Below are 26,291 nucleotides of genomic sequence, written 5' to 3'. Positions count from 1 at the left end.
ATGCCGGTCCCGATCCTGCTGGTCGCGGGTTTTCTCGGGGCGGGCAAGACCACGGTCGTCAACCATCTGCTGGCGCATGCGCAAGGGCGGCGCATCGCTGCGGTGGTCAATGATTTCGGCGCGATCAATATCGACGCGGAGCTGATCGCCGGCGCCAGCGACGGCGTGGTCAGCCTGAGCAATGGCTGCATCTGCTGCACGCTGGAAGGCGATCTGCTGCGCACGCTCGCAACCCTGCTGCGGCGTGATCCGCGTCCCGAATTCATCGTGATCGAGACCAGCGGGATCGCCGATTCTGCCGACATCGTGCGCAACCTGATGGATCCCGTGATCTGGAAGGAGGCGCCGCTAGAGGCGGTGCTGTGCGTGGTCGACGCGACGCAGCCTGCGGCGATGCTGAACGATGCGCTGCTGCGCTCGCAGCTGCGGGCGGCCGATGTGGTGGCGCTGAGCAAGGTCGATCTGGCCGATGCAGCCGCGTGCACAGCGATCCGCGATGCGGTGCGGGCGGTGCGTCCGGCGGCCGTGGTGGTCGATGCGCTGCATGGCGAGGTGCCGGCCGCGCTGCTGTTTCCGGCCGACCTCGATCAGGTGCCGGCGCCGCGCGAGACCGCGCCGCGACGGCCGGTATCCGACCGGTTCGAGACGCTGAGCTGGACCTCTGAATGGCCGGTGCGGTTGCCGCGCTTGCAGCAGGCGATCGGCAAACTGGCGCCGAAGCTGGCGCGGGCGAAGGGATTGTTCGAGACGGTGGAGCAGCCCGGACGGCTGACGGTATTTCAACTCGCCGGCGGACGCGCGACGCTGGCTGCCGGCGGCGTGCCGGCACCGGGCGTGCCGCGCACGCGAATCGTGTTCATCGCCGAAATGGGCGCGCTGTCGCGGGCCGAGATCGATGAGGTGATGCAGGGATGCGTCGAAGCCGAGTGATGCGAAGCTAGTTTCCCGTCACCCTGAGGAGCGCGAAGCGCGTCTCGAAGGGTCGACGGCCCGGCTGGTGGCCGTGCATCCTTCGAGGCTCGCTCCGCTCGCACCTCAGGATGACGGGGATAAGAAGTACCCGCGTCAGCCGCCGATGCCGCTGTGTCATCGCCGCAGCACCACCGCGCAAAGCATGTGTGCGACAATCGCGTCGAATTGACAGCCCATCCCGCACCACCTATCGTTTCTCTCGACGGTTCCCTTCGGGGATCAAAAGGGAATGCGGTGCGAGGGTAACCCCAATGCCGCAGCTGTCCCCGCAACTGTAAACGGCGAGCCTTTCGTCAATTTGCCACTGGGCCTTTCAGGCCCGGGAAGGCGTCGACAGGCGATGACCCGTGAGCCAGGAGACCTGCCGTCAGTCGTGGTCACACGCGAGCACATCGGGCGGGGGCGTCCTGGTGGGATCGGAGCATTGCCTTTCGGGCACTGCGCCACTCCGCGTTCGCGGTGACGTGCCACGTTACCGCGAGTCTTTTCATGTCTCCGTCCTCTCCCGCCGCGCGCCGTTGGCGCCTCGGTCTCGTTTGCTCCCTGTCATCGCTGCTGCTGCCCGCCGAGGGTTCGGCACAAACACCTCCACCCACGACGCTCGATCCGATCGAGGTCGCCCCCGCGACATCCGCAAGGCCCAAGCCTGCGGCACGAAGCAGCAATCCTGCCGCCGCATCGCGGTCACGCGCGAGACCTGCAACGGCGGCGGCAGCCGCTGGCGCGCCACATGCTGCGGTGTCAGGCGCTTCCGGATCGGCGTCGCCGACGCTCAACGCCACCACGCAGGGCGGCACCGGCAGCCGTCTCAATTTGACGCCGCTGCAGACGCCGGCCAGCGTCGAGATCATCACGGCGCAGACCATCGCCGAACGCGGCCAGCATAATGTGCTCGACGCCGTCACCCAGAATGCGGCTGGGTTCATCGCAACGCCGGCGCCCGGCAATGGCGGCCTGTCGTTCAGCACCCGTGGCTTTGCCGGCAGCAACTCGGTGATGACGCTGTACGACGGGACGCGCTTCTACGTCGGCTCCGGCACCCTGACGTTCCCCTACGACACCTGGTCGACGCAACGCATCGAGGTGCTGCGCGGCCCGGCCTCCGTGCTGTACGGCGAAGGCGCGATTGGCGGCGTCATCAACGTCGTTCCGAAGAAGCCGCAGGGCACGCCCTATAACGAGGCCGAGGTCTCGCTCGACAGCAACATGACGCGACGGCTGTCGGTGGACAGCACCGGGCCGATCAATCCCAATGTGTCGTACCGCATCAACGCCACCGGCAACATGTCGGACGGCTGGGTCGATCGCGACAAGACCTCGAATGCAGTGGTCTCCGCCGCCGTGCGCGTGCAGGCATCGGAAAATCTCGCCTTTACGCTCTCCGAAGACTATGGCGACCGCAGTCCGTCGCGCTATTTCGGCACGCCGCTGATCAACGGCCAGATCCAGGACGCGCTGCGTTTCAAGAACTACAACGCATCGGACAGCGCGATCCGCTACCAGGACAGCTGGACCCAGTTCAAGACCGAGTGGGATGTCGCCGACGGCATCAAGGTCAACAACACGCTGTATTATCTGAACAGCGAGCGGCACTGGCGCGATATCGAAAACTACACTTTCAACCCCAAGACGCAGCTGATCGATCGCACGAGCTATCTTGAGATATTCCACGATCAGAAGCAGGTCGGCAACCGCATGGATGCGACCTTCAGCGGCCACATCTTCGGCCTCGAGAACCGGTTCGTGACCGGTTTCGACGTCAATCACATCGAGTTCTTCCATACCAACAACTCAAGCGTTCCGTCCATTCCCACGAACTCCTCGGTCGCTCCCTATGTGTTTGATCCCGGGTCGTTCTTTGTGACCAAGTCTCCGACCACGCCGGGCTTCAATGCAAACGTCAATCAATACGCGCTGTTCGCCGAAGATCGGCTATCGCTGACCGATCAGTTGTCGCTCGTCACTGGCGTCAGGTACGATCGCCCTGAGGTCGACCGTACTGACTACAAGACACCGACGAACAGCTTCGAAACCACGCTGTCGGGCACGAGCTGGCGCACCGGCATCGTGTATGAGCCGATCAAGAACCTCGCGTTCTATGGCCAGTATGCGGTCGGCGTCGATCCGGTCGGCAACATCATCTCGCTGTCGGCCTCGCAAAAGACGTTTCAGCTGTCCACCGGCAAGCAGACCGAGTTCGGGGTCAAGCAATCGTTCCTGGGCGGCCGCGGCGAATGGACGCTGGCCGGCTATCAGATCGTCAAGAACAACCTGCTGGTTGCCGATCCCAGCACTCCCGGCGCTTCGCTGCAGATCGGTCAGCAATCATCCCGCGGAGTAGAGGCAACGGTCGGCCTGGCGCTGAACGACGGCTGGCGCATCGACACCAATGTCGCGATGTTGCAGGCCAAGTATGACAACAACACCCAGTCGGTCGGCGGCAAGCTCGTCAGCTATGCCGGCAATGTCCCGATCAACGTGCCGCAGAAGGTCGCCAACGTCTGGCTGACCTGGGACTTCGCGCCGAACTGGTCGGTCTATGGCGGCGTGCAGATGGTCGGTGCGATGTACTCAGACCTTGCCAACACCCAGTTGCGGCCGGGCTACAATGTGGTCAACGGCGGTGTCAGGTGGAAGCCGGATGACCGCACCACCGTCGCGTTCCGGGTCTACAATTTGTTCGACAAGGTCTACGCGGTGACCTCGAACGGGACGGGGCAGTGGCTGCTTGGCATGCCGCGCACCGCCGAATTGTCCGTCAACGTGAAGTTCTGACCATGCGCAAGGCTCTGATCCGGCGATCGCGGCGATGGCTCTATGTCGTCCATCGCTGGATCGGCATTGCGACGTGTCTGTTCTTCGCGATGTGGTTCATCTCCGGTCTCGTCATGATGTACGTGGCGTTTCCGCGCCTCACTGACAGCGAGCGCCTGTCCGCGCTCCCCGTCATTCTCTGGAACAAGGTGCAGGTCGCTCCCGATCGCGCGCTGGCGATCGCGGGCACGGAGCATTATCCGCGCGATCTCCGGCTCTCGATGATGGACGACGTTCCGGTCTATCGCGTGACCGGATGGAAGGGCGGCGCGGTCACCATCTCGGCGATCGACGGCAGCGTGATCGACCGGATCGCGCCCGACCAGGCGCTTGCCATTGCCCGGCACCACCCGCGTGCCGTGCAGCCGCAATTGCTCGATACCGTGACGCGCGATCAATGGTCGGTCACCGCACGCTTCGATCCGTTGCGGCCGCTCTATTTGATCGGCCTTGGCGACGCTGACGGCACCGAGCTCTATGTCTCCTCGCGCAGCGGCGAGATCGCGCTCGACACCACGCGGCAGGAACGTATCTGGAACTGGCTGGGCTCGATCCCGCACTGGATCTATCCGACCGTGTTGCGCAAGGACGGCCCGCTTTGGCGGGACGTGGTGCTGTGGATCTCGGGTGTGTGTCTGGTCGTCGCGGTCACCGGCTTCTGGATCGGCATTCTCCGCCTGCGGCTGACGCGCCGTTACGCTGATGGCGCCGTCTCGCCCTATCGCAGCTGGATGGCCTGGCATCACATCGCCGGCCTGATCGGCGGCATCTTCATCTTCACCTGGATGTTCAGCGGCTGGCTGTCGCTCAATCCCGGCGGCGCGTTCTCCGGCCGTGGCGTTATGCGCGAGATCGCAGCCGGATACAGCGGTCACGACACACCCGATATCGTTGCCGGCTTCCGGGCAGCGCCATCCGCGCAGGCCGTGGAAGCGCGCTACATCTGGATCGGCGGCCGCCCCCTGGTGATGCTCGACGACAGCAATGGCCGTCGAAGTCTTGCCGATCCCGTGACCGGCGCGCCCGTGACACTCTCGCAGGACGAGATCGTCGCGGCCGCCCGGCGCGCGATGCCCGGAGCAGCGCTGATATCGGTGCGACAACTCGACGAGCCGGACGCCTACTGGTACACGCTGCACCATGCGCGTGAGCTTCCGGTGCTGCGGATCGCCTTCGACGATCCCGCCCACACCTGGCTGCACATCTCTCCGGTCAGCGCCGAGATACTCGACCGCAGCGATGACAGCCGCCGGTCCTACCGCTGGCTGTTCAACGCGCTGCACAGTCTGGACTTCCCGCTGCTGCTGCGCATCTCGCCGGCGCGCGACGTCGTGGTCTGGCTGCTGTCGGCGGTCGGCACGATCGTCTCGATCAGCGGTATCGTGATCGGCTGGCGCCGGCTCTCGCGGCGCAAGGTGCAGAGGGGACACGCGCCTCCCAGCTTGAAGCCGGCGCGGGAAGCTACTTGACCGTCAGATGCACGTCCGGTGCCTGCCGGTCGGGGACCCATTCCAATGCAAACCGCTGGCCGGCGATGATCTCATAGGTTGAGAGCTTGGATGCGACCGCATCGCGGAAGCGGAGATAGGCATCGCGCTGTCGCCCGCCGGTGCGGGCCGCCGCCAGATTGAGCCATTTGTAGGCCAGCAAGAAATCGGTCGGAACGCCGTGGCCCTTGTCGTAGTTCAAGCCCAGCATGGCTTGTGCGAACGGGTCGCCCTGCATGGCGCCGCGATAGTAGAGATCGGCGGCGGCCGCGTAGGCCTGCGGAACGCCGAAGCCGTGCTCATACATGAAGCCGAGCATGCCGAGGGCTCTTGCGTTGCCGCGATCGGCGGCCGGCGAGAGCTCGTGAAATGCCCTGACATAGTCGCCGCGATGGAAGGCGGCCGTTCCGCGCACAAGACTGTCGGCGCTCGCGACCGATGCGGTCATCGCCCAGGCCACGACCGCAAGCGAAGCGCAAAGGTTTGTCCGAAGCGCGCGCGTGAGGAGCATCGTGTCGCCCTGCTCAATGGAAGCTGGTGGTGATCGGCGCATTGGTCGTCGTCGTGGCGATGCTGCCGCGCAGTTTCGAACGAAGCTCCTCGGCCACAATCTGGGCGTCGGAACCGTTGCGGATGATCTGCGGGCGAATGAAGATGATCAGCTCGGTGCGTTGGGTCGCGTTGCTCTGATGCCCGAAGGCGTCGCCGAGGCCGGGAATCTGGTCAAGCACCGGAAGGGCATTGCGGTTGCCGCTCTGCTGTTCGCTGATCAGGCCCGCCAGCAGCACGGTCTGGCCATTGGCGACCGCGATCTGGCTCTTGACCCTCCGCTCCGATACCGTCGGGGTCAGGCTGTTCGCGCTGGTCTGCGGAACGTTGCTGATTTCCTGTTCGACATCGAGCCGCACGGTGCCGTTCACACTGACACGCGGCGAGACCCGCAGGATGATGCCGGTGTTGCGATAGTCGATGGTGTTGACCACCGTGTTGCTTCCGGTCAGCACCGTCGCGCTGCCGGTCGACACCGGGACGACGTCACCGACCTGCAAGGTCGCGACCTGGTTGTTGATCACGACCAGCGACGGATTGGAGAGCACCTTGACGCTGGTGACGGCATGCAGCGCATCCAGGATCAGGCTCGGCTGCGTCTCCGATCCGATCAGGAAGTTGAAGCCCGGGAAGGCGCGGTTGATGAAGGCATTGGTGACCGAGCCTGCGACGGAGGCGACCCCGGTGGTCGCGTCCGTGGTGGTCGCGGGCGCCGTGGTGGCCTGGGTGCCCGTGAACGAGCCCATGTTCGGCTTCAGGCCGAGGTTCCTGCTGGTGAGATAGGTTTGCACACCATAGGACAAAGTGTTGTTGAGCGTGACCTCGGCGATCGTCGCATCGATCGCGACCTGGAGCTGCGGCTCGTCGATCTGCTGCAGCGTCGACTCGATGATGCGGTAGTTGGCCTGGTCGGCATAGATCAGCAGATTGTTGTTCACGACATCGGGCGTGATCCGTACGTCCTGCATGACGGGCTGGCCGTTGCCCGAGCCCGAACCAGCGCCGCGTCCGGCATCCAGCGCGGCATTGTTGCCCTGGCCCTGATTTTGATTGTTCGCTTGCCCGCCGGCGCCAAATCCCTGGCCGAGGCCCTGGCCGGCTGCGCCTGTCCCTGACGTGCCGCGCGAGGCAAAGCTGCCCGAGTTCGAGCCCGAGTTGCCGTTCGCCGACAGACGGTCGGCGACGCTTGACGTCGACGAGGTGCCGGAGCCGGGCGCGAGCTGGCTGTCGGCGCTGTCGAGCAGATTGCCGGACGATCCGCCGAGGAACATGTCGGTCAGAACCCGCGCGATCTGGCGCGCGTCGCCGTATTTGACGCGGTAGACATGGACCGAGGTGCGCGCGGTGTCGTTGCGGTCGAGGCGCTTGATCCAGGTTGCTGCCGTGTGCAGCATGTCCGGCTTCTTGGTCACCACCAGCACCGCGTTGAGGCGTGCGATCGGCATGAACTTGATGACGTTCTGGCTGAGACCGTTCTCGCCGGAATCGACGATCTTCTCCAGCTCCGCAATGACGGGTGCCGGCGAGCCGCTCGAGATCGGGAAGATGCCGACCGATTGGCCGCGCATCCAGTCGACGTCGAAGCTGAGCACGGTATCGACCGCGGTGCGGCGCTCGGCGCCGGTGCCCTGGATCAGCAGCAGATTGCGCGTCGTGTCGGCGCGGATCGAGCCCGCCCTGGTGGCGAAGCTGTCGGTCAGCTTCAGCAGGGTCTGCGCCGACACATATTGCAGGGGGACCACCGAGATGCCGAATCCGGGTTCGGGATTGGCCGCCGCAGCATCGACGCGGCCGCCGCCGACGGCGTCGCCGAGCGGCGTCAGGCGATAGCCCGCGGTATCTTTCAGCAACACCACGCCGCTCAGGCGCAGCGCGTTTTCAAGCACGAAGACCATGTCGGATTTCGGCACCGGGCGGACCGACACCAGGCTCACCGTACCCTGCACCCGCGGGTCGATGGTGTATCCGACATGCAGGATGTCGCCGAGCACGACCTTGGCGACGGTCGCAACGGGCGTGCTCTCGAAATTCAGATCGAAGCCATTGCCGCTCGACGCCGGCTGCGGCCGCGCGTCGGCGACGCCGGTTACTTCGCTTCCCTCATACATCGCCGCGCGGACGCTGCCGCCCTGGCTGCCGCCCGCTGCCGCAAGCCCGCTCACCGGTTGCGGCTGGCGCGGCAAGAGATCGAGCGATCGCACTTTGTCGGTGACGTCGACCTGAGACGCGTCCACGCTCTCGCCGACCGTCGCGGAATTGCAGGACGCCAGCAACCCCAGTGACGTCAAGGCAAAAATGGCTGCCAGGCCGCCACGGATCGTCGGGCAGCGGCCCACTGTGCCTACGCGTTGCATGAAGGCCCTTCGCTCTGACTAACTGAAATTTCGACGGCGTGCGACGATCGGTCCTACCCCGGAGGGACTCTTATCGATCGAACATGACAGAAATAAATTAGTTACATGATTGTCGTTCGCGACCTGCCCATCGCGTCGCGCCCCAAACGTGCAGCTGGGCGCAGCCGTGTCCGCGATGCCACGTCAAGGTTTCTTGAGCGAGGCGAACGATGTGACTTCGCACAGCTGTCACACTTCGGATCGATAACCGCAGAATTGCCGAGAGCCGAACGCTGCGGCGGATGGCACGGACTGATCCGGGATAGTGTGGCGGGATATCGAGAATGGCCAACGACCTGTCCGTTCGGTTCGTGGATTATCTGCGCCAGAACAATCATTTGGCGCCGATCGACGGATCGCCCGAGCGGACCGGGCAGGGCGCCGAATTCAAGCAATTGAAGCTGTGGGAGGTCACCAGCCTCTCACCGACCGAATTCGCCGATGAGGCCGCGCGCTTCTTCGGGCTCGGCCGCCTGACACTCCAGGACATGACATCGGCCGAACCGCTGGTCGCGGCGTTCTCGCCGCGCTTCCTGCGTGAGACCATGGTCTATCCGTGCCGAACTGGCGATGGGAGCACTGTCCTCGCGGTCGTCGACCCGACCGACCAGGCGACGCTGCGGGCGGCGCAGATCGTGCTCGGCGCCGGCATCACTGTGAAGGTGGCTTCGTCGGAAGACGTCGCCATCGCCCTGAACAACTCTTCCAGCGCCGAGGAGGCCGAGACCGCCGATATGGCGGCAGCGCTGCCCCGGGAAGACGACATCGAGAGCCTGCGCGATCTCGCCAGCGGCGCGCCGGTGGTGCGCGCGGTCAATGATCTGATCGAGAAGGCCGTCGAGCTGCGCGCCAGCGATATCCATATCGAGCCGTTCTCCGCCGGCCTCATGGTGCGCCTACGCATCGATGGCCTGCTGCGGCCGGTCGCGGCGCTGTCGGGGGTGCTGCCACAGGCGGTGGTCTCCCGCATCAAGATCATCGCCAATCTCAACATCGCCGAGCGTCGCCTGCCGCAGGACGGCGCGGCGCGGCTGCGGGCCGGGCGCACCGACATCGATATCCGCGTTGCGATCATGCCGATGCAACACGGCGAATCCGCCGTCATCCGTATCCTGCCCAAGGATCGCGGTCTGCTGGTCGTCGAGAAGCTGGGATTCTTGGAGCCCGACGAAGCCAAGCTGCGGCGGCTGCTGAAGCTGCCATACGGCATGGTCGTGATCACGGGACCGACCGGCAGCGGCAAGACCACGACGCTGGCGACGATCCTCTCGATCCTCAATGAGCCCAGCCGCAAGATTCTGACGATCGAGGACCCGGTCGAATACGAGATCCCCGGCGTCAACCAGTCCCAGGTCAAGCCGGCGATCGGCTTGACCTTCGCCACCGCGCTGCGGTCCTTCGTTCGCCAGGACCCTGATGTCATCATGGTCGGTGAAATCCGCGACTCCGAGACCGCGCATGTCGCGGTGCATGCGGCGCTGACCGGGCATCTGGTGTTGACGACGCTGCATACCGAGACGGCGGCTGCCGCGGTGCCGCGCCTGCTCGACCTCGGGGTCGAAGGCTATCTGCTGCGGTCGGTGTTGCGCGGCGTGATCGCGCAGCGCCTGGTCCGGCAATTGTGCGAGCGCTGCAAGACCGCGCGGCCGCTGGCGACGGCCGATTTCACCGAGGATCCCCGGCTCGCCGCGCTCGGGTTCCGGGAGGGCGAGATCATTCACGAGCCATGCGGCTGCGAACGTTGCGGCGGGACCGGCTATCGCGGCCGGCTCGGTGTGTTCGAGCTGCTCGAACTGTCCAATGAGCTGCGCGAACTGATCGGGGAGCGAACCGACGGAATGAAGATCGATACGATGGCGATCCGGGGGGGCATGACCACGATGCTCGATGACGGGGTTGCCAAATGCCGCGCCGGATTGACCTCGCCCGCCGAGATCCTCCGCGTTGCGACGGTGCGGTGACGCCGTGCCGAATTATCGCTATCGCGCTTTGACCCAGGCGGGCGAGATCGTGAACGGCACGATCTCGGCACCGACCGCGTCCGAGGTGGCGCGGCGGATCGAATATCTCAAGCTGCTGCCGATCGAAACCACCGAGGACAGGCGCGCATCCGGCGCCACCGGTGGCCGCAGCCTGTTCGGCGGGCCGAGTGCTGTCGAGGTCACCACGTTCACGCGTGATCTCGCGCTGCTGCTCAAGGCCGGCGCACGTCTCGACGATGCCCTGGAGCTTTTGTCCGGCGATGCCGATGTCGGACGGATGCGTCCGGTGGTGGCAAAGATCCGCGCAGCCCTGCTCACCGGCGAGAGCTTTGCCGATTCGGTTGCCGATCATCCGACCCTGTTTCAGCCGATGTATATCGCGCTGGTCCGGGTGGGAGAGATCTCCGGCACGCTCGATTCGGTGCTCGAGATGCTGGGGACCGAGCGCGCGCGTTCCGAGCAGATGCGGCGCAAGCTGACCGACGCGATGCAGTATCCGGCCTTCGTGCTGGTCGCCGCGTCCGGCGTGATGCTGTTCTTCCTGCTGTTCGTGCTGCCGCAATTCTCGACGGTGCTCGGCGATTTCGGCGGCAAGTCGGATACGGCGCTCGCCAGCTTCATCGCGGTGTCGGACTTCCTGCGCGCCAATGCCACGGCGGCAAGCCTGATCAGTGCGGCGACGATTGCGCTCGCATGGTGGCTGTTGCGGCAGGCGCGCGTGCGCGCCGCGCTGGTCAGCGGGATCTCGCGGGTGCCGGGCATCAGCAGCGCCTTCCAGTTCTATCGCGCGAGCCTGTTCTGCCGCAATCTCGGCGTCCTGCTCGGCAGCGGCGTCAACCTCACGGCGGCATTGCGCATCCTCGTCGACATCATGGCGGTGACCGGCAGCGAGGCGAACTGGACCGCCGCCGCCGATCGCGTCCGCCATGGCGGAAAATTGTCGGACGCGCTCGCCGTGGCGGACAGCCTGCCGCCAATGGCGGTCCGCATGCTGCGACTCGGTGAAGAGACCGGGCAGCTGCCGGTGCTGGCCGGGCGGGTCGCGGAATTCTACGAAGCAAAATTGCAGCGCAGCCTGGACCGCGTCGTCGGCATCGTCGGTCCGCTGGCGATCATCACGATCAGCACCGTCGTCGGCGGACTGATCGTGTCGGTCATGACAGCGCTGCTCTCGGTCACGCAGCTAGTCGGTTAGAGCAGGGGTCATCGGTCATGATATCGCGCAACACGATCATCGAAACATTTTCCATGCGAGCGGGACGCGATCCGACGCGCGCACAACCGCCTCGACGTTCAGGGCAGGCGGGCTTTACCCTCGTCGAGATGCTGGTGGTGATCGCGATCATCGGCCTCATCATGGGGCTGATTGGGCCGCGCGTGCTCAACTATCTCAGCGAATCCAAGGTCAAGACCGCGCGCATTCAGTTGCAGAGCTTCTCCAGCGCGCTCGACCTGTTCTACCTCGACGCCGGGCGCTTCCCGTCCACGGCGGAGGGACTTGCCGCGCTGGTCCGGCGCACGCCGGGGGTCGCCGCCTGGAATGGTCCGTATCTGAAGGGCGGCAACGTTCCGAACGATCCGTGGAACCATGCCTATCTCTATCGCTCGCCCGGCGAACACGGCCCCTACGATATCGTCTCCTATGGCTCCGATGGTCAGGAGGGCGGCAGCGGCACCTCGGCCGACATCTCGCTTGAAAAGACGACAGCCGCCAACAACGACCAACAATAAGGATGCATGGCGAGCATGAATGAGGCGTCGCAGCGCGGTTTCACCCTACTCGAGATGGTGTGCGTCCTTGCCATCATCGCGCTGCTGGCGGCCGTGCTGCTCCCGTTCATTCCGCACCAGACCTCGCGATCGCGCTTGCAGGCCTATGCGTTGCAGACCGCAACGCTGCTGAAGGCCGATCGCAATGCCGCCATCGAGCGCAGCACGAGCGTTGCGACCCTGGTCGATGCGGCGAGCCGGGTGATTCACTCCGGCGCGTCGCGCATGACGGTGCGAATCCCTGATGACGTGCGGTTCGATGCGGTGCTGCCGCAGAGCTGTCAGCGCCGCGCCGCACTGTCGACCATCCGCTTCTTCGCCAATGGCGGTTCCTGCGGCGGCTCAATCGCGCTGACGCGGCTCGATGCGGGATATGAGGTCCGCGTCAACTGGCTCACCGGAAGGGTTGAAATCGTTGCTCGCGACGTTGCCGCCAACTAACCGCACGGATGCAGGGTTCACCATCATCGAGGTGCTGGTGGCGCTGGCGCTGGTGGCTGTCTCGATCGTTGCGATCGGCGCGGTGATGGGCGTCAAGACGCGCGGCGTCCGGGCCATGGAGCAGCACGTTGCGCTGATGCAGGCGGTGCGCACATTGATGACGGTCGGCATTCCGCCGCGCGCCGAATTGCAGTCAGGCAGGTCGACGGGACAGGCTGAGGGCTACCGCTGGACCATCGAGGTCAGTCCGCTCGGTGGCGACTGGACGGTACCCGAGGGCAACGTGCCCTGGGCGCCGGAGCTGGTGCGAATTCGCGTCAAGTCTCCGGGCGGCGCGTTGTCCGACATTCGCACCGTGCGCCTGATGCCGAGGTCATCGGAATGACCCCGGCAGGCACAGCACAGCGAACGCATGAACGCGGCTTCACGCTGATCGAGACCATCGTCGCGCTGGCACTGATGGGGCTGTTGCTGTCGGCGCTCGCCAGTATCACGGCGCAATGGCTGCCGAGCTGGAACAGGGGGCTCGACCGGATCCAGCGCAGCGAATTGATCGGCATCGCGCTGGAACGGATCGGCGCTGACCTCGCAGCGGCGGAATTCGTTGCCGCCAGCCGCGATACCCACAAGCCGCTGTTCGACGGATCGGAACTGTCCGTGATGTTCGTGCGTACGTCGGTGGGGCCGAATGCGGGGCCGGGGCTCGACCTGGTGCGCCTTGGCGAAACCCGGGATCGCGGCGAGTTTGTCACGGTTCGTTCGCAGACGCGCTTCGCGCCGCTGACCGACGGGGTGTCGCTGTCGGAACAGGTGCATCTCGGCAGCCCCGTCGTGCTGCTGCGCGCACCCTATCGCCTGTCGTTCGCCTATGCCGGTCCCGACCGGGCCTGGAAGAGTGTGTGGAAGGATGCCAACAAGCTGCCGGCGATGATCCGGCTGACCGTGCGTGACGCGGCGAGCCAGCGCGTCCTGTCGGTGTCGACCATCGCGCCGGTCCACGTCCAGCTTCCGAGCGACTGCACCAAGCCGGACGGCAATTGCGGCGACAAGCAAAGTGCCGACGGTGCTGCCGATCAGGGGAAGACCTGATGGGCGCCTCCGGCAATATCGGCCGATCGCAGGCCAATCGCGGCTTCGTCATCGTTGCGGTGCTCTGGATCCTGCTTGCGCTGTCGTCGCTGGCGATCATCTTCTCGGCCTATCTTGCCGCGTCGGCGCGCGCCTTGGCGGCCAGTGACCTGTCGTTGCAGACCGAGGCGCTGGTGTCGGCCGGGCTCGAACTCACCGCCTATCAGCTGACGCTGACGGATGAGAAGACGAGGCCGCAGCACGGGGCGTTTCATTTCGGGCTGGACGACGCCAGCGTTGCTGTCACCTTCGCGTCGGAGGCCGGCCGCGTCGACCTGAACTATGCATCGAAGGAGATGCTGATCGGCCTCTTCGTGGTGCTCGGCGCCCGGAAGGACGCGGCCAGCGAGTACGCTGATCGGATCGTCGGCTGGCGAACCCGGCCGGTGCCGGGCAGCGAGAACGTGGAGGCCGCGCGCTACAACGCGCTCGGTTATTCGCCGCGGCAGGGGCTGTTCACCCATGTCAATGAGCTGGCGCTGGTCGCCGGCATCCCCGAAGCATTCGTCGATCGCGTGTTGCCGTTCGTGACGGTGTTCAACGGCAGTCCGGATGTCGATCCGGCGATCGCTGCGCCGGAAGTCGCTCTTGCCGTGGACAAGGCATCGGGGAAGCAGCAGGACGGTTTCGGCTCGCCGGCTCCCCCGCCGAGCGGCAGCCTCACCGCTGGATCGCAGGCGCCGAACCCGCAAACTGCGGCATCGACGGCGCAGAGCCCCTGCTATCGGATCGCAATCTCGATCCGGTTCCGCAACGGTCACCGCACCACGTCTGAAGCGGTGATCGCGCTCGGCGACAAGGTCGAGCCCTATCGTGTGTTGTCCTGGCAGAACGATGTCGAGCCGCGCAGTACGGTTCTGCCGCAGAGGAGAGGTTGATGGCTATGCTCGCCGAGGCACGGCAATGGTTCGAGCAATGGATCGGCGCGGTCGCGACGGCCGTCGACGGCGTTGCCGGCAGGTTCATGCTCCGGCGCAGCATCGAGCTCGACGAGAATGCAGACGGCACGTACACGGCCCGCGCCGCCGTGGCGAGGGACGGCTCGCCGTCGGAGCCGGTTTCGTTCCGGCTCGATCACGACGCGCCGCAGCCTCCGTTGTCGGCAGAGTGGAAGACCGCGTTCGACGGCAGCCGCATCGAGGTGCGGTTGCGATCTGATTACGTCGTCAGCCGCGTACTCGATTTCCCGAGCCAGGCGGGCGACTTCCTCGATGGCATGATCCGCGCGCAGGTCGACCGGCTGACGCCATGGACCGCGGCCGATGCGGTGTTTGGCTGGGGTTCGCCACAGGCGATCGCCAATGACCGCATTGAAGTCGCGTTCAGTGCGACCGCGGCGACCAAGGTCGATCCGCTGGTCCGGATGGCCGGGATGCTCGGCGCCGGCTCCGTTGCGGTCTCGGCGCCGGCGGTTGGCGGCGACGGCGCCCCGCAGCAGGTGACGCTGCTCGACAGATCGCTGCGCGGCCTTGGCGGACCTGCGGTTCCGCGCCTGTTGCGCATCGGCCTGGTTTCGACGGCGGCTGCGGCGGCGGTCTCCCTGCTGCTCAACATCTATCTCGGCGGATGGCTGCAATCCGAGCAGGAGGACCTGCAACACCGGATCTCGCAGCGCCGCGCCGCGCTGCGTCTCGATGCCAATGGCGACTCGTCCGGCATCGGCCTGCTCGCCAAGCGCAAGCAGACGACGCCGTCGAGCGTCATGGTTCTGGAAGCTATCTCGCGCGTCCTGCCCGACACCACCTATGTGACGGAGCTCCGCATCGAGGGCAATAAGGTGCAGGTGGTGGGACTGACCCAGGATGCGCCCTCCCTGATCCGCTTGCTGGAGCAGTCGCCGCAATTCACCCGCGCGACGTTCTTCGCGCCGACGACCCGCGCCGCGAATGAATCGGCGGAGCGGTTCCACGTCGAGGCTAATTTATCCGCTTCTTTTGGGTCCGGCTCATGAGCGCAGCATCCCGATCGCTGACCGCCGTCAGCACTTCGCCACTGGTCGCAACCGCGAGCTATCTCGGCCTTTTCGTGCTGCTGCTGTTCGTCGTCATCTCGTCGCTTTCGGATATCATCGGCCTGCGCAGTGATGTTGCGGCGTCGGCCGGAATGCTGGAGCAACTCGAGGGACGATCCAAGGCGAATACCGCGCCCGGCCAGTCCCCGATGCCGACCGGCTCCGCCTATCTCGAGGGGGCGACCGTCACCGTTGCCGGCGCCACGCTGCTGCAACGCGTATCGGGCGCGGTGATCAAGGCCGGCGGCAACGTGCTGTCGACGCAGCTCGACGTTCCCAACGCGCCGGCCAAGGCCGGCTTCATCAGCATGGTCGCGAGCAGCGAGATCGAGCAGGCGCAATTGCAGCAGGTGCTCTACGATCTCGAAGCCGGCATGCCGTTCCTGTTCATCGACCAACTGGTCGTGCAACCCGTCGCCGACGAAGCGGCCAAGGGCGCCGATCCCGGCAGACTGCGCGTGCTGCTCGGTGTATCCGGACAATGGCGAGGGGCCAAGTGATGCGACGCTTCGCTGCAACCATCGTGCTGTTGGCGGTGTCAGCCTATTCGGCGCCGGCTGCGGTGCCTGACCCATCCGGCGATGCACTGGACGCCGGGACGCTCGATGATACCCGCCTGGGCGGGCCGGTGTTGAGTTCACCGCCGCCGTCCGAACCGGTGACCTCGGTCCGGGTGACGCCTTCGCCGGCTCCGACGCCCCGGCCGCTCAGCGCAAATCCGCTGTGGGGCATTCCGCTCAAGACGCTGTCCAACACCCGCGACCGCCCGGTGTTCTCGCCGTCGCGGCGGCCGCCGCCTGCCGTCGTCGCGGAACCGGAAGTCAGCAAGCCGTTGCCGACGCCGCCGCGCAAGGTCGTGCTCGAACCGCCGCCGCTGTCGCTCGTCGGCACGATCGCGGGAGACGACGAAAGCTTCGGGATCTTTCTCGACCAAGCGAACAAGACCGCATTGCGGCTGAAGCTCGGCGACGATTTCCAGGGATGGAAGCTGCGAACCATCAGCGGACGCGAAGTCACGATGCAGAAAGACGAGCACGATGCCGTGCTCACATTACCTCAGCCGGGCACCGAGGAGAGCGGCGATGTCCGCCTCGTTCCCGTCAGTGCCGACAGGAGGCCGCTGGCGGCGCGGATCCAGCGGTGATTGAGCACTCGCTCCCGCGCTAGTTCAATCCCAGCCAGCCCTGCAGGGCCGGCGTCAGGAGAAGCCCGAGCGCCAGAAACGGACCGAACGGGATCGACGTCTGGCGCTTCATCTCGTGCCCCGCGAGTTGCAGGCTGCCGGCGACAGCAAGTGCCGCGAGTGCCGCGATCAGCAGCAGGGTCGGAATCCCAAAAGCGCCGACCCAGATCGTCGCGGCGGCAAGAAACTTGACGTCGCCCAGTCCCAAGCCGTCCACATGCCGCAAGACGAAGTAGAGTCTCTGCAATAGAAAGAACAGGGCGCCGACGAGAGCGGCGATCGCCATCGCACTGAACGCGGCTGTGATACTTTCAGTGATGACGACATGTGCAAGCCCCAATGCCGCGATCGCGAGATTCAGCCAATCGGGAATGATGCCGTGGCGCAGATCGATCAGCGCGACGGTGCAGCACAGCACGCAAAGCGTGCCGTAGGATGCAATGAAATAAAGAGCTTCGCGATCGATTGGCATGGTGGTGGGACAAGTGTGACGCTTGAACACACTGTGTTGCAACAACTCACGCGCGTTGAACAGTGCATTTTCAATCGAGCAATGCGTTTGCGGGATTGTGATCGTCAACAACGATCGCGAAGCAGAAAAGATGCGACAAAAAGTCTGCGCTGTCACAAATCCGCATAGGATACCGACAATAGTTCGCCCCGATTATGTGCCGCGAGCCCTTCGCGGCAGACGAGTGGGTTGACTATGCACAAGATGCGAGTGGCGGCGTGCCTTGCTCTGCTGGTAGCGTCGGCAGGCGTGCGCGCCGCGAATGCGGGCGCGCTCGAGGACGGCGCCGAGCGCTATCGGCCGTATCTGATCGAGGGCGTTGCCAGTGCGCTGGCGGGCGCGCGTGCATTGCGCGAGCGCGCCGCTGCGGCGGATTTGCCCGGCGCCAAGAAGGCCTGGCTGTCGGCGCGCGCCGGATGGGAGCGCTCGGAAGTGTTCACTGCAGGCTTCGTGCCCGAGCTCGATGCGCAGATCGACGCCTGGCCGAATGCCGACAGCGGATTTCACGCGATCGAAGCGAAACTGTTCGGGGCTGGTAGTACCGATGTCGCCACCGATGCCACGGGCCTGGTCGATCACCTGAACGATCTTCACGGCAAGCTCAAGGATATCAAGCTGACGCCGCAGGGTCTCCTGGATGGCACCGTGCGGCTCGCTTACGAAGTCGGTGAAAGCAAAGCCGATGGCGGCGAGTCGCGCATCAGCGGCACCTCGCTGGACGACATGCGCAACAATATCGCCGGCATCGACTTTGCCTACCACACGATCTTCTCTGCCGCGCTCAATACGGTCGACGGCAAGCTCGACGAGATGGTGACGAACCGGATCGAGCAGCTCGAGGCGATCGTCGCGACGCCGGACCTGCCGCATGTCAATATCGCCGATCTGCGCCAGACCAGCGAGGAGCTGGTCGTCGCATTGCAGAGCGCCTCGGCAAAGCTCGGGCTGCAGCGCCCGACCCTGGAGGCGCAGGCGCGATGAGATCGCTTCACCTGCGTCCGGCCGCGCTGCTCTCCGCGGTCATCGCCCTCGCGCTGCTCGGGCGCGCGGCGGCGTTTCCGGTCGATGGCGACAAGACCGTGTTGCCGGTTGCGACCGAGCTGAACGAGGATGCGCTCGACAAGCCGCGCGAGGTGTTTCAGTCCGAGCGGACCGGAGCCAAGTCGTATCTGGTGAATCTCGGCGATCTCGCCTTCAATTCTCCGGGGCTGCTCGGCGAGGTGGCGCGGCAGGCCGGCGTGAGCTGCGGGACCTGCCACGTCAATGGTGCGAACAACGCCAAGTTCTTCATGCCGAAGATGTCGAGCCGGCCCGGCACGTTCGACACCACGGGCCCGCTGTTCAATCCGAAGGCCAACAACCTGTCGTTCGATCCGGTGCGGATCCCGAGCCTGCGCGGCGCCCGCTATCTTGCACCCTACGGCGCCGATGGCCGGTTCGCCTCGCTGCGTGACTTCGTCCACAACGTCATCACCAGCGAGTTCGCAGGTCCCGAACCGTCGCCGGCCACGCTCGATGCGATCGTGGCCTATCTTCACGACATCGATTTCCTGCCCAATCCGAGCCTTGGTCCCGCCGGGCGGCTGGCCGGCAAGATCACCGACGCGGAGCGCCGCGGCGAAGCGTTGTTCGCCAAGCCGTTCCCGCACGATCCGGCGCTGAGCTGCGCGGGGTGCCACGTTCCGTCGTCCGGTTTTGTCGATCACCAGCAGCATGACGTCGGTTCGGGCGGACTGTTCAAGACGCCGACCCTGCGCAATGCCGACTTCAACGCGCCATACTTCCACGATGGCCGCTTCGACAATTTCAACCAGGTCGTTGATTATTTTGACCGGACCTTTCAGCTTGATCTCTCGGCGCAGGACAAGGGTGACCTCGTCGCCTATCTCACGGCCGTCGGCGACGGCGTGCAGCCCTATGAACGCGACGGTGCCGGTGCAACGCTGAAGGAGATCAACGATTTCTCGACAGTGCTCGCGACCGCGATTCCTGCCGGCGACAAGGACATCGTCGCGCTTGCAGTCGATACGATCGGCCGCGAGCTGCGCGAGTTGACCGAGCGATATCCCGATCGCAAGAACACCAGCGTGTCGGGCGGCGAGCAGCAGCGCGTGCTTGCGCGCAACGGGCTGAAGGAGCTCGTGCTCACGCTGCGGCGAATCGAGATGGCCGTTGCCGCGGGGCGTAACGCCGATGCTGCAACCGAGTTCAGGAATTATCGCAATCTGACGGCTGCTGCGGTGCCTGCATTACTGGCGAGCGCCGAGCCGTGGTCGTTGTTCAATCAGGATGTGCATGATCAGCATTACGCTGCGCTGCGCGAGGTGATGCGCTCGCGGCACATCTCGCATTAATCGAACTGATTCATAGAGCATTTGCGATCCGCGTCGTTCCGTGGGCGCTGCATCTGCTTTCGATCTTCAGCTGAAGAATAGAATCGTGGAGATGCAGCTGAAGCAGCAGATGTCTCCACAGAAAATATTTGAACGTTTCGAAATTTCTCGCGCGCTTTCACGTAAGCGAAAACCATGCGTCATACTGTCGCACTAAGCAGTGTGTGTTGCTAACCGCAAACACCCTGAGGTCGACAATGAGTTTGAACTACAAAAAGCACTGGCGAACCAGCACCGCGCTCTGCATCGCGTCAACGGTGCTCGTCGCAACAGCCGCATATGCCGCTCACTATCCGGGCGGACACAGTGATTGGGACAAGCGTCCGCATCACAATCACCAGGCGCATCAGGAAGCTGATCGCGTCAAGCATGATCACGATCACGACGACAAGGATCACGGCGGCAAGGGCAAGACCGCTTCGCCGATCAAGCACGTCATCATCCTGATCGGTGAGAACCGCGGCCTCGATCACACGTTCGGTATCTACAAGCCGAAGGGCAAGGGCCAGACCATCTCCAACCTGTTGTCGAAGGGCATCGTCAACGAGGATGGAACGCCGGGACCGAACTTCGCGCAAGCGCAGCAGTACTCGGTTGCGGGCCAGCCGTCCTTCTACATCGGCGCGCCGGCGATCGCGAAGTCGCCCTACAACGCGACCAATTTGATGCCGCAGCCGAACACCAACGGTACGCCGACCGCGCAGAGCGACACCGGCGCCCCGTTCAAGACGATCACCGAAGCCAGCGTCGAGAAGGACATGGACCCGGCCGATCTCGACATCCTGACCACCGGCTTCAGCGGCCTGCCGACCGGTGTGCTGGATACCCGCATTCCCGGCGCCGGCGGTCTGAACGGACCGTTCCAGCTGCAGGGCGAGCAGATCAGCGACGACGATTACACCGGCGACTCGACCCATCGCTTCTATCAGGATTGGCAGCAGGAAGATTGTAGCGCCGCCAACGCCACCAAGAAGAACAATTCGGGCTGCCAGAACGACCTGTTCCCGTTCGTGATGGCGACCTATTCGGCATCCAACAAGAGCATGGCCAACTCGATGGGCTTCTACAATGCCCAGCAGGGTCAGGCTCCGATCCTGAAGATGCTCGCCGATCGCTTCACGCTGAGCGACAACTTCCACCAGTCGTTCCACGGTGGCACCGGCGCGAACCACTTCATGCTCGGCACCGGCGATGCGGCCTTCTGGAGCGACGGCAAGGGCAATCCGGTGACGCCGCCGGCCACCCTGATCGCCAACCCGAATCCGGTCGCGGGTTCGGTCAACCGCTATAGTGTCGACGGCAATTGGAGCAACTGCTCCGACGTGTTCCAGCCCGGCGTGAAGCCGATCGTCACCTATCTCAACAATCTGCCGTACGCGGCGGAGCCGAACTGCAAGCCGAACCACTACTACATGCTCAACAACGTCAATCCGGGCTATCTGCCGAACGGCGCGCTGTCGGGCGGCAACAACGTCCCGCCGTCGTCGGTTCGCACGATCGGTGACGCTCTGATCGAGAAGAACATCACCTGGGCGTTCTATGGTGGTGCGTTCAACGACGCCGTGGCGCTTTCCAACGCTGCGGTTGCCGCCAACCCCTCGAACCCCAACCTCGGCGCCGCCGCGGTCGCCGATCCGGCGCACGCGCTCGGTGTTGCCTACTGCCAGATCTGCAACCCGTTCCAGTATGCGACCTCGATCATGGCCAATCCGACCGTGCGTCAGGCTCACATGAAGGACACGGCGGATCTGATCACGGCGATCCAGCACAACACGCTGCCCGCGGTGTCGTTCGGCAAGCCGGACGGTCTGCTCGACGGTCATCCGCAGAGCTCGAAGGTTGATCTGTTCGAGGCCTATGTCCTGAACGTGCTCAACGCGCTGGACAACAACCCGGAGCTGAAGGCTGACACCGCGGTCTTCATCACCTGGGACGAGGCCGGCGGCTACTGGGACTCCGGTTATACGCAGTCGATCGACTTCTTCGGCGACGGACCGCGTATTCCGACCCTGATCCTCTCGCCCTATTCGACGGGCGGCAAGGTCAACCACAACTACGCCGACCACGTTTCGCTGCTGAAGTTCATTGAGCGCAACTGGGCTCTCGAGCCGCTCACGCACCGCAGCCGCGACAACCTGCCGAACCCGACCTACTCGAGGAATAACGAGTACGTCCCGACCAACAGCCCGGCGCTGTCTGACATGTTCGACGCGTTCGACTTCAGCAAGCCGGTCGCGTTGTCCTACACCGAGTGATCGAGCTCTCGTCCAGGACGAGGTCTTGATTTGAACTGAGATCGGCGCCGATCGAATCATTGGTTCGGTCGGCGCTGTCATGTTCTGCCTGCCCGCCTGCTGACCGACCGGGGATATGCGATGAAGCGCGACGTGACGACGTGCAAGAAGACATGCAAGAAGATGTGGAAGGGCAGCAGGAGCGCTACCGCCTGCCTGTTCGCAATGGCCATCCTGGCCAACGTACCGTTGCCGGCCGCGGCGCAGCAGTTTTCCGCCGACCTCGTCGCGAGGAAGGACGATACGACAACCGCCATGGGAACGCTGCGGGTCTCGGGCCGAAAGGCGCGGATCGATCCAACCGCGCTGCCCGATGGCTTCTTTCTACTCGATACCGCCAAGCCCGGCGCCTATTTCGTCCGCCCGGCCGCACACGTCTATATGAAGGCGATGCAATCGAGCCCGCTCACCCAGCTGTTCGTCCCGGTCGACCCAAGCGATCCCTGCCGGCAATGGCTGGCAATGGCGCAGCTCTCCGCGCCGGTCGATGTCGCGACATGGCACTGCCAGCGCGATGGAGAGGAAGCAATCGCGGGGCGCAACACCGACGTCTATCGCGTAGCGGCGCCGTCCGGTTTGGGCTTTACCGGCTGGGTCGACCGCGCGCGCGGGTTTCCGGCGCAGATCGAGACCGCGGACGGGACGGTGATCGTCGCCGATCACATCCGCGACGAACCGCAGCCGGCGCAAACCTTCGAAATTCCCGCAGGTCTGCGCAAGTTCGACCCGCAAGCGCTGATCCGCCGGATCAAGCAGAGCGACGTATGGGTCGCGCCGCCGGCTTCGCAGTGAGTGCAGGCACTACTGCGGCTGCCGGCCTGTCACCGGCAGTATTCGGCCGAGCGCCGTGTAGTGCGACTGATGCACGTTGCTGTTGAAGAGGGACCAGGGCTCGGCCTTCTTCAGGGCGACCGGAACGTCGAAATTCACCAGCTGGGCAAATTTGCGGTATTCCGCCATCGCTTCGTCGATCCGGCCGGCCCCGACTTCGAGGTCGATACGGCGCAAGGTCAGAACGAGATCCTTCAGGATTGCGCGCGCCGCGAGCCGTTCGTCCTTGCCGCCGACCGAGGTGTTCCTGATGTCGGGAATGTGCTCGGTCAATTCGCGCAGTTCGGCGCCGACCCCGGTGACGGCCAGCGACACCACCGCGGTGTCGGCGGCCGGGATCGCGACCTCGAGCACGCTCGAAAGCTCCAGCACTTCCTTCATCCGGAGCACGACGCCGTCCTTGTCGAAGGGGCGTTCGCCGTCCCCGACCGCATTCAGATAGGCCGCGAGGTCCTGCGTGTCCTGGGTCGACAATTCGAGGTCGAACACGCGATCGAAATGACCGACGACCTGTTCGTAGCTGTCATAGCGGCCGTCGTGGAAATACGGCGCGTTGAAATTGGCGTTGAGCAACGTGGGAGTCTTGACCAATCCGCCCGATCCGACGTCGTGACGCAGCTGGTCGTTGAAGGTCCCGGCCGGAAGATGACAGCCGGCGCAACTCAGCTCGGCCTGCTTCGGGAACGGCTTGAAGAACAGCGCCTCGCCGCGCCGTTCCTCAACACTGGCCTGCGCGGCAAGCCGGCCGCCCGGCGCAATCTTCGGATTGGGCAGGAAATCAATATCGTTGATATAGGCGACGAGGCCGTCGAGAACCGCATCGCTCGGTCGCGGCCCGGAAAACTCATTGACGATGACATTATAGACGAAGTCGCGCAGCGAGGTCATGCGCCCGTCATGTCCGTAGGGGGCGAGGAAGCGGGCGCCCCGCAGGCTCGGGATTCTGACCGGATCGAGGATGCTGTTGAACGTCTTGGCGTTGAAGACAAGGCTGGTCGTGTCGAAGGTGCCGGGGCGGGAGGATAAGCCCGGAACGAACAATTTCGGGTTCGATGCGCCGTTGACGTGACAGGTGCCGCAGCTCATCTCGGCCTGCCGGGCCTTGCCGCCGAGGATGGAAGGCGAATTGAACGCGAGATCGCCGAGATTTACCAGATAGGACTTTCGCCCGCCCATGGCTTCGGAATGAAAGATTTCGCGCGGCCGGGCCAACGCTTCCTCGGAAAATTCAGTGCCGGCCGGCAGCACGGTCTGGTCGCCGCCGAGCGGGAATGCTATCGCGCGCGATGGGAGGAGCACAACGAAGAGCGTCAGCAGTGCGACCGATGCGGTGACGCCAAGATCGGCCGATGCCGCACGACATTTCCCGGAGCCGGACGCCAGAATATCCCAAGCCATTGCGAGAAAACCGCCCCTGTCACAATGCATATGCGCTGCCGTAGACCGGAAGATGTCACGGAGGTGACAGTTTCCTGTCGGCAGGATCAATGACCATCTGTTTGGATAGACGATCGTTGATTGCGGTTTGATGACGATCGATGAACGGGACGCAAGCCGATCTGCATTTGACAGAACGACGAATTCATCGGCCCGTGCATCTTTTCACGTGTTTGTGCGCGCGTCGAAAAACGGTCATCCCGGCGAAATGTGTTTTGCATAGCGTGTAACTCCATTTCTATTTCTTTCTGAAATCAGGAGAGCACTATGCGGCTTTGGGGAGCCATTCCGGCGCTCGCAGTTGTTGCTGGCGCCGTTGCCATCTCACCGATGGCAAAGGCCGAGAATTTGGTCGAAAAGATCATTGATGAGTTCAAGCACGAGGTCAGGGACGAGCTGCGTGACCTGCGCGACCGCGGCCATGAAGGTGTGCATCAGTACAAGCACATCGTCGTCATCTACCAGGAGAACCACAGCTTCGATAACCTCTATGGGCACTGGGGCGATGTCGGCCGTGACCGGATCAATGGCACCTCCGACGCCGATCAGGCGCATACGCTGCAGGTCCGGCAGGACAACCAGACCGTCTATGCCTGTCTGTTGCAGAATGACGTCAACCTGACCTCACCGTCGCCGCAGCCGACGACCTGCACCGACAATACAGGCTCGGTCGCGATCCTCAGCGCCTTCAAGAACAAGCCGTTCGAGATCAACGACTTCATCCCGACCTCGGCGACCACCTGTCCGAAGCCGCTTGGCGCCTTCGCGGCGCACGGCTTCCTCAACGGCACCGGCTCGCCCGGCGGCTGCACCGAGGATATCGTGCATCGCTTCTACAGCGAGCAGTACCAGCTCAACGGCGGCCGGCAGAACCGCTACATGACCGGCAGCGACGCTGCGGGTCTGGTGATGGGCTATTACGACACCAAGAAGCTGCCCATCTACACCTATCTCCACGGCCACGGTGCGCCGAACTACGTGATCGCCGACAGCTTCTTCCAGGGCGCCTTCGGCGGTTCGTTCCTCAACCACCAGTTCCTGGTCGCGGCTGCGGCGCCGCAGTTCGTCGGTGCCTTGAACGACGGCAGCGCCAATGACTTTCACGCGATCGTCGACGCCAACGGCATGCCGACCAGCACGCCGCTCTACACGCCGGTCTCGACCGTGAAGGACGCGCAGCTGACGGCGAAATGCAACCAGCCCGGCTTGCCGGCTGGCCTCGCCTGCGGCGACTACGCGGTCAACACCACGCAGCCGACCTACCAGCCCTATTCGCCGGGCACCCCGGACATCAAGCGCCTGCCGCCACTGCACACGCCGAATATCGGCGATCGGCTGTCGGCCAAGCATGTTGACTGGGCCTGGTATTCGGGCGGCTGGTCAAACGCCAATGGCGACGTCGGCGCGTCCGGCTGGACCAACGGCAACGGCACGACCTGCACCGATCCGAACCATCTCGCCACGGCGGTGTTCCCGAACTGCCCCGATGTGGACTTCCAGTTCCACCATCAGGCGCTCAACTACTTCGCCAATTTCGCGCCCGGAACGCAGGCCCGCAGGGATCACCTGAAGGACGAGGCGGAGTTCATCCAGGCGGCCAAGAACGGCCGGCTGAAACAGGTCAGCTTCATCAAGCCGATCGGCGAGGAGAACGAGCATCCGGGCTACACCAGCGAATCCGAAGGCAGCCAGCATCTCGTCGATCTCGTCAAGGCAATCGTCGAAGGGCCGGACGGCAGGGACACGCTGATCGTCATCACCTATGACGAGTTCGGCGGACAGTGGGACCACGTTCCGCCCCCGCCGCACAACCGCCGTGGTGCCGAGGCCCGTGCTGCGGACCAGTGGGGCCCGGGCACCCGCATTCCGGCGCTGCTGATCGCCAAGCGCTTCAACAAGTCTGGCGTCGCGCATGAGGACTTCGACACCACGTCGATCCTTCGGCTGCTCGAGAAGCGCTTCGATCTCGATCCGCTGGTGACGCGCCCGGTGCGCAGCCTCTCGGCGGCGCTGAAGGCCGGCGAAGGCTGGCACTGATACGAGAAATCATCCTGGCCCGCGTCAAGATCCGACGCGGGCCAGATGCTGGCCCTGA

22 protein-coding genes and 1 riboswitch are annotated in these 26,291 nt (G+C 64.5%); of the genes, 18 read left to right on the top strand and 4 right to left on the bottom strand.

The annotated features are described in order from the left end of the window. The 3 genes from ACVIGA_RS16760 to ACVIGA_RS16750 all read left to right on the top strand — a co-directional run bounded on the left by ACVIGA_RS16760 (position 1) and on the right by ACVIGA_RS16750 (position 5,255). On the top strand, positions 1-930 hold the full coding sequence (locus ACVIGA_RS16760; RefSeq protein WP_456667223.1) for a CobW family GTP-binding protein: 930 nt from the start codon (positions 1-3) through the stop codon (positions 928-930). Between the two features lie 228 nt (positions 931-1,158). Continuing rightward, a riboswitch (cobalamin riboswitch) is annotated at positions 1,159-1,355 on the top strand. 106 nt (positions 1,356-1,461) lie between these two features. Beyond that, positions 1,462-3,747 carry a TonB-dependent receptor gene (locus ACVIGA_RS16755; RefSeq protein WP_456667222.1) on the top strand — a complete coding sequence of 762 codons (2,286 nt, stop codon included), beginning with the start codon at positions 1,462-1,464 and terminating at the stop codon, positions 3,745-3,747. Positions 3,748-3,749: 2 nt separating this feature from the next. Next, a complete protein-coding gene (locus ACVIGA_RS16750; protein WP_456667221.1) occupies positions 3,750-5,255 on the top strand; it encodes a PepSY domain-containing protein in 1,506 nt (501 codons plus the stop codon). On the opposite strand, the gene ACVIGA_RS16745 is transcribed toward ACVIGA_RS16750, so the two are convergent. Both ACVIGA_RS16745 and gspD read right to left on the bottom strand, forming a co-directional pair. Then, positions 5,248-5,721, bottom strand: coding sequence for a tetratricopeptide repeat protein (locus ACVIGA_RS16745; protein ID WP_456667220.1), 474 nt, complete (start codon positions 5,719-5,721; stop codon positions 5,248-5,250). The genes ACVIGA_RS16750 and ACVIGA_RS16745 overlap by 8 nt on opposite strands. Positions 5,722-5,797: 76 nt before the next feature. Further along, a complete protein-coding gene (gene gspD / locus ACVIGA_RS16740) occupies positions 5,798-8,176 on the bottom strand; it encodes a type II secretion system secretin GspD (protein ID WP_456667219.1) in 2,379 nt (792 codons plus the stop codon). A gap of 323 nt (positions 8,177-8,499) precedes the next feature. Here gspD and ACVIGA_RS16735 point away from each other — a divergent pair, with 323 nt between their 5' ends. Genes ACVIGA_RS16735 through ACVIGA_RS16690 form a run of 10 tightly spaced genes read left to right on the top strand, consistent with a single transcriptional unit; the run spans position 8,500 to position 16,691 of the window. Next, entirely contained in the window at positions 8,500-10,176 is a 1,677-nt protein-coding gene (locus tag ACVIGA_RS16735) for a GspE/PulE family protein (RefSeq protein ID WP_456667218.1), read from the top strand. Positions 10,177-10,180: 4 nt separating this feature from the next. Then, on the top strand, positions 10,181-11,392 hold the full coding sequence (locus ACVIGA_RS16730) for a type II secretion system F family protein (RefSeq protein WP_456667217.1): 1,212 nt from the start codon (positions 10,181-10,183) through the stop codon (positions 11,390-11,392). A gap of 53 nt (positions 11,393-11,445) precedes the next feature. Further along, positions 11,446-11,928, top strand: a complete 483-nt coding sequence (gene gspG, locus ACVIGA_RS16725; protein WP_223974284.1) for a type II secretion system major pseudopilin GspG — start codon at positions 11,446-11,448, stop codon at positions 11,926-11,928. A gap of 15 nt (positions 11,929-11,943) precedes the next feature. Beyond that, positions 11,944-12,408, top strand: a complete 465-nt coding sequence (locus ACVIGA_RS16720) for a type II secretion system protein (RefSeq protein ID WP_092126604.1) — start codon at positions 11,944-11,946, stop codon at positions 12,406-12,408. Then, on the top strand, positions 12,383-12,793 hold the full coding sequence (locus tag ACVIGA_RS16715; RefSeq protein WP_456667216.1) for a prepilin-type N-terminal cleavage/methylation domain-containing protein: 411 nt from the start codon (positions 12,383-12,385) through the stop codon (positions 12,791-12,793). The genes ACVIGA_RS16720 and ACVIGA_RS16715 overlap by 26 nt, the downstream gene beginning before the upstream one ends. Next, positions 12,790-13,497 (top strand): PulJ/GspJ family protein, encoded by a 708-nt coding sequence (locus ACVIGA_RS16710; RefSeq protein WP_456667215.1) that lies wholly within the window; start codon positions 12,790-12,792, stop codon positions 13,495-13,497. Before ACVIGA_RS16715 ends, ACVIGA_RS16710 begins: the two co-directional genes overlap by 4 nt. Continuing rightward, positions 13,497-14,414, top strand: a complete 918-nt coding sequence (locus ACVIGA_RS16705) for a general secretion pathway protein GspK (protein WP_456667214.1) — start codon at positions 13,497-13,499, stop codon at positions 14,412-14,414. Before ACVIGA_RS16710 ends, ACVIGA_RS16705 begins: the two co-directional genes overlap by 1 nt. Beyond that, the gene (locus ACVIGA_RS16700; RefSeq protein ID WP_456667213.1) at positions 14,414-15,487 is read left to right on the top strand and encodes a PilN domain-containing protein; all 1,074 of its coding nucleotides are present in this window, start codon (positions 14,414-14,416) and stop codon (positions 15,485-15,487) included. Before ACVIGA_RS16705 ends, ACVIGA_RS16700 begins: the two co-directional genes overlap by 1 nt. After that, positions 15,484-16,047, top strand: a complete 564-nt coding sequence (gspM, locus tag ACVIGA_RS16695; protein ID WP_375778438.1) for a type II secretion system protein GspM — start codon at positions 15,484-15,486, stop codon at positions 16,045-16,047. Before ACVIGA_RS16700 ends, gspM begins: the two co-directional genes overlap by 4 nt. Next, positions 16,047-16,691, top strand: coding sequence for a hypothetical protein (locus ACVIGA_RS16690; RefSeq protein ID WP_456667212.1), 645 nt, complete (start codon positions 16,047-16,049; stop codon positions 16,689-16,691). Before gspM ends, ACVIGA_RS16690 begins: the two co-directional genes overlap by 1 nt. A gap of 19 nt (positions 16,692-16,710) precedes the next feature. Here the strand turns inward: ACVIGA_RS16690 and ACVIGA_RS16685 are convergent, their stop codons facing one another. Continuing rightward, positions 16,711-17,310, bottom strand: coding sequence for a prepilin peptidase (locus ACVIGA_RS16685; protein WP_456667211.1), 600 nt, complete (start codon positions 17,308-17,310; stop codon positions 16,711-16,713). 126 nt (positions 17,311-17,436) lie between these two features. On the opposite strand from ACVIGA_RS16685, the gene ACVIGA_RS16680 reads away from it, so the two are divergent. The 4 genes from ACVIGA_RS16680 (at position 17,437) to ACVIGA_RS16665 (ending at position 22,720) form a co-directional block, all read left to right on the top strand. Beyond that, on the top strand, positions 17,437-18,222 hold the full coding sequence (locus ACVIGA_RS16680; protein ID WP_456667210.1) for an EfeM/EfeO family lipoprotein: 786 nt from the start codon (positions 17,437-17,439) through the stop codon (positions 18,220-18,222). Continuing rightward, positions 18,219-19,595 (top strand): cytochrome c peroxidase, encoded by a 1,377-nt coding sequence (locus ACVIGA_RS16675; RefSeq protein WP_456667209.1) that lies wholly within the window; start codon positions 18,219-18,221, stop codon positions 19,593-19,595. The genes ACVIGA_RS16680 and ACVIGA_RS16675 overlap by 4 nt, the downstream gene beginning before the upstream one ends. A gap of 236 nt (positions 19,596-19,831) precedes the next feature. Beyond that, the gene (locus tag ACVIGA_RS16670) at positions 19,832-21,889 is read left to right on the top strand and encodes an alkaline phosphatase family protein (RefSeq protein ID WP_456667208.1); all 2,058 of its coding nucleotides are present in this window, start codon (positions 19,832-19,834) and stop codon (positions 21,887-21,889) included. Between the two features lie 120 nt (positions 21,890-22,009). Continuing rightward, positions 22,010-22,720: a hypothetical protein gene (locus tag ACVIGA_RS16665; RefSeq protein WP_456667207.1), complete on the top strand. Its 711-nt coding sequence runs from the start codon at positions 22,010-22,012 to the stop codon at positions 22,718-22,720. A 9-nt stretch (positions 22,721-22,729) separates the two neighbouring features. On the opposite strand, the gene ACVIGA_RS16660 is transcribed toward ACVIGA_RS16665, so the two are convergent. Then, positions 22,730-24,157, bottom strand: coding sequence for a cytochrome c peroxidase (locus ACVIGA_RS16660; RefSeq protein WP_456667206.1), 1,428 nt, complete (start codon positions 24,155-24,157; stop codon positions 22,730-22,732). 306 nt (positions 24,158-24,463) lie between these two features. Between ACVIGA_RS16660 and ACVIGA_RS16655 the strand changes: the two genes are divergently transcribed. After that, positions 24,464-26,233, top strand: a complete 1,770-nt coding sequence (locus tag ACVIGA_RS16655; RefSeq protein ID WP_456667205.1) for an alkaline phosphatase family protein — start codon at positions 24,464-24,466, stop codon at positions 26,231-26,233. Positions 26,234-26,291 lie beyond the last annotated feature (58 nt).

The organism is Bradyrhizobium sp. USDA 3240, from assembly GCF_054063295.1.
Note: the sequence above shows the minus strand (reverse complement) of the source record. Positions and strands in the feature narration are given on the sequence as shown.

Coding starts and splice junctions, on each gene's coding strand:
- ACVIGA_RS16760 (WP_456667223.1), top strand. CDS start 1: ATGCCGGTCCCGATCCTGCTGGTCGCGGGTTTTCTCGGGGCGGGCAAG.
- ACVIGA_RS16755 (WP_456667222.1), top strand. CDS start 1,462: ATGTCTCCGTCCTCTCCCGCCGCGCGCCGTTGGCGCCTCGGTCTCGTT.
- ACVIGA_RS16750 (WP_456667221.1), top strand. CDS start 3,750: ATGCGCAAGGCTCTGATCCGGCGATCGCGGCGATGGCTCTATGTCGTC.
- ACVIGA_RS16745 (WP_456667220.1), bottom strand. CDS start 5,721: ATGACCGCATCGGTCGCGAGCGCCGACAGTCTTGTGCGCGGAACGGCC.
- gspD (WP_456667219.1), bottom strand. CDS start 8,176: ATGCAACGCGTAGGCACAGTGGGCCGCTGCCCGACGATCCGTGGCGGC.
- ACVIGA_RS16735 (WP_456667218.1), top strand. CDS start 8,500: ATGGCCAACGACCTGTCCGTTCGGTTCGTGGATTATCTGCGCCAGAAC.
- gspG (WP_223974284.1), top strand. CDS start 11,446: ATGCGAGCGGGACGCGATCCGACGCGCGCACAACCGCCTCGACGTTCA.
- ACVIGA_RS16720 (WP_092126604.1), top strand. CDS start 11,944: ATGAATGAGGCGTCGCAGCGCGGTTTCACCCTACTCGAGATGGTGTGC.
- ACVIGA_RS16710 (WP_456667215.1), top strand. CDS start 12,790: ATGACCCCGGCAGGCACAGCACAGCGAACGCATGAACGCGGCTTCACG.
- ACVIGA_RS16705 (WP_456667214.1), top strand. CDS start 13,497: ATGGGCGCCTCCGGCAATATCGGCCGATCGCAGGCCAATCGCGGCTTC.
- ACVIGA_RS16700 (WP_456667213.1), top strand. CDS start 14,414: ATGGCTATGCTCGCCGAGGCACGGCAATGGTTCGAGCAATGGATCGGC.
- gspM (WP_375778438.1), top strand. CDS start 15,484: ATGAGCGCAGCATCCCGATCGCTGACCGCCGTCAGCACTTCGCCACTG.
- ACVIGA_RS16690 (WP_456667212.1), top strand. CDS start 16,047: ATGCGACGCTTCGCTGCAACCATCGTGCTGTTGGCGGTGTCAGCCTAT.
- ACVIGA_RS16680 (WP_456667210.1), top strand. CDS start 17,437: ATGCACAAGATGCGAGTGGCGGCGTGCCTTGCTCTGCTGGTAGCGTCG.
- ACVIGA_RS16675 (WP_456667209.1), top strand. CDS start 18,219: ATGAGATCGCTTCACCTGCGTCCGGCCGCGCTGCTCTCCGCGGTCATC.
- ACVIGA_RS16670 (WP_456667208.1), top strand. CDS start 19,832: ATGAGTTTGAACTACAAAAAGCACTGGCGAACCAGCACCGCGCTCTGC.
- ACVIGA_RS16665 (WP_456667207.1), top strand. CDS start 22,010: ATGAAGCGCGACGTGACGACGTGCAAGAAGACATGCAAGAAGATGTGG.
- ACVIGA_RS16660 (WP_456667206.1), bottom strand. CDS start 24,157: ATGGCTTGGGATATTCTGGCGTCCGGCTCCGGGAAATGTCGTGCGGCA.
- ACVIGA_RS16655 (WP_456667205.1), top strand. CDS start 24,464: ATGCGGCTTTGGGGAGCCATTCCGGCGCTCGCAGTTGTTGCTGGCGCC.